Source organism: Flavobacterium salmonis, from assembly GCF_903819435.1.
Taxonomy (GTDB): domain Bacteria; phylum Bacteroidota; class Bacteroidia; order Flavobacteriales; family Flavobacteriaceae; genus Flavobacterium; species Flavobacterium chungangense.
Genome location: NZ_CAIJDP010000030.1, coordinates 1 through 3218 on the forward strand (window position 1 = coordinate 1; position 3218 = coordinate 3218).

General features: G+C 48.6%; 2 rRNA genes. Both read right to left on the minus strand.

Features of this window, described 5'->3' with window-relative positions:
* Window positions 1-37: 37 nt before the first annotated feature.
* A 5S ribosomal RNA gene (rrf, locus tag FLACHUCJ7_RS00165) occupies window positions 38-147 on the minus strand.
* 181 nt (window positions 148-328) lie between these two features.
* Window positions 329-3211, minus strand: a 23S ribosomal RNA gene (locus FLACHUCJ7_RS00170).
* Between the last annotated feature and the right edge of the window lie 7 nt (window positions 3212-3218).

Consider the following 3218-nt stretch of genomic DNA (forward strand, 5'->3'; position numbering starts at 1 on the left):
AAAAAACCCTGTTTCATCAGAAACAGGGTTTTCAAAAGAAAGGCGACGACATACTCTCCCACATAACTGCAGTACCATCTGCGCAGGCGGGCTTAACTACTCTGTTCGGGATGGGAAGAGGTGAGCCCCGCCGCAATAACCACCTTAAGGTTGTTAGTCTAAAGTCTAAGGTCATAAAGTCAAAAGTTTTCACTTTACGACTCTGGACTTTCGTCTTTAAGACTGCCCGCGACGGGCAAATATCTTAACATACTGAGATAAAGAAAAATATTTTTATTTACTATTTTTAGAAAGTTTCTTCCTCCGGGTTGACCCGGAGGAAAAGGGTGTACATAAGCTTACGGATTATTAGTACTACTCGACTATGACATTACTGCCTTTACATCTATAGCCTATCAACGTGGTCATCTTCCACGATCCTTAAAAGAAATCTCATCTTGTGGTGGGTTTCGCGCTTATATGCTTTCAGCGCTTATCCCTTCCCAACGTAGCTACTCTGCGGTGCCCCTGGCGGGACAACAGATACACTAGAGGTTAGTCCAATTCGGTCCTCTCGTACTAGAATCAGATCCACTCAAATTTCTAACGCCCACAGTAGATAGAGACCGAACTGTCTCACGACGTTCTGAACCCAGCTCGCGTGCCACTTTAATGGGCGAACAGCCCAACCCTTGGGACCTTCTCCAGCCCCAGGATGTGACGAGCCGACATCGAGGTGCCAAACCCCCCCGTCGATATGAGCTCTTGGGGGAGATCAGCCTGTTATCCCCGGCGTACCTTTTATCCTTTGAGCGATGGCCCTTCCATGCGGAACCACCGGATCACTATGCTCTACTTTCGTACCTGATCGACCTGTATGTCTCTCAGTCAAGCTCCCTTATGCCATTGCACTCTACGCACGGTTACCAAGCGTACTGAGGGAACCTTTAGAAGCCTCCGTTACTCTTTTGGAGGCGACCACCCCAGTCAAACTACCCACCAAGCACTGTCCTCTTCATCGAAGAGTTAGGCCTCAGATAAACAAAGGGTTGTATTTCAACAATGACTCCACAACGCCTGGCGACGCCGCTTCATAGTCTCCAACCTATCCTACACATCATTTATCCAAGGTCAATACTAAGCTATAGTAAAGGTGCACAGGGTCTTTTCGTCCCACTGCGGGTAAACGGCATCTTCACCGTTACTACAATTTCACCGAGCTCATGGCTGAGACAGTGTCCAGATCGTTACACCATTCGTGCAGGTCGGAACTTACCCGACAAGGAATTTCGCTACCTTAGGACCGTTATAGTTACGGCCGCCGTTTACTGGGGCTTCAATTCAATGCTTCTCCGAAGATAACATCTCCTCTTAACCTTCCAGCACCGGGCAGGTGTCAGGCCCTATACTTCATCTTACGATTTTGCAGAGCCCTGTGTTTTTGATAAACAGTCGCCTGGACCTCTTCACTGCGGCCCCGATTGCTCGGGGCGACCCTTCTCCCGAAGTTACGGGTCTATTTTGCCTAATTCCTTAGCCATGAATCTCTCGAGCACCTTAGGATTCTCTCCTCAACTACCTGTGTCGGTTTACGGTACTGGTACTAATTACCTGAAGTTTAGAGGTTTTTCTTGGAAGCCCTTAGGCGCACTATCTCTTTGTCCGAAGACTCCGAGTACTATCGTATTTCCCCAAGATCTGTGGATTTGCCTGCAGATCTTATAGGTAGGTACTTCAACGAACTATTCCGTCAGTTCGCGGCGCTTTCATCACTCCGTCACCCCATCACAGTAATTAGTAGTACGGGAATATTAACCCGTTAGCCATCGACTGTCCCTTTCGGGTTCGCCTTAGGACCAGACTAACCCACAGCTGATTAGCATAGCTGTGGAAACCTTAGTTTTTCGGTGTGCGGGTTTCTCGCCCGCATTATCGTTACTTATGCCTACATTTTCTTTTCCAGCCAGTCCAGCATACCTTACGATACACCTTCAACCCTGCTGGAATGCTCCCCTACCACTTACAGTAAACTGTAAATCCATAGCTTCGGTAATACGCTTATGCCCGATTATTATCCATGCTCGTCCGCTCGACTAGTGAGCTGTTACGCACTCTTTAAATGAATGGCTGCTTCCAAGCCAACATCCTAGCTGTCTGGGCAGACAAACCTCGTTCTTTCAACTTAGCGTATATTTGGGGACCTTAGCTGATGGTCTGGGTTCTTTCCCTCTCGGACTTGGACCTTAGCACCCAAGCCCTCACTGCTGAGAAACATTATATAGCATTCGGAGTTTGTCAGGAATTGGTAGGCGGTGAAGCCCCCGCATCCAATCAGTAGCTCTACCTCTATATAACTTAAATTCAGCGCTGCACCTAAATGCATTTCGGGGAGTACGAGCTATTTCCGAGTTTGATTGGCCTTTCACCCCTACCCACAGGTCATCCGAAGACTTTTCAACGTCAACCGGTTCGGACCTCCACACTGTGTTACCAGCGCTTCATCCTGCCCATGGGTAGATCACACGGTTTCGCGTCTAACACTACTGACTAAAGCGCCCTATTCAGACTCGCTTTCGCTACGGATCCGTGGCTTAACCACTTAACCTTGCCAGCAACGTTAACTCGTAGGCTCATTATGCAAAAGGCACGCCGTCACCCCACGAAAGGGCTCCGACCGCTTGTAAGCGTATGGTTTCAGGATCTATTTCACTCCGTTATTCACGGTTCTTTTCACCTTTCCCTCACGGTACTGGTTCACTATCGGTCTCTCAGGAGTATTTAGCCTTAGCGGATGGTCCCGCCAAATTCAGACAGGGTTTCACGTGCCCCGCCCTACTCAGGATACCACTATCTATTATACTTGTTACCCATACGGGGCTATCACCCTCTATGGCCCGACTTTCCAGTCAGTTCCGGTTCCGTGTACATAAAATATCGTGGTCCTACAACCCCAACATTGCCGTAACAACATTGGTTTGGGCTAATCCGCGTTCGCTCGCCACTACTTACGGAATCACTTTTGTTTTCTTCTCCTCCGCCTACTTAGATGTTTCAGTTCAGCGGGTTTGCCCACCTATCGGTGTACTATGTCTTCAACATAGTGGGTTGCCCCATTCGGGTATCTACGGATCAAATCGTGTGTGCCGATCCCCGTAGCTTTTCGCAGCTTATCACGCCCTTCATCGCCTCTGAGAGCCTAGGCATCCCCCATACGCCCTTATTTTGCTTATTGTACAAAT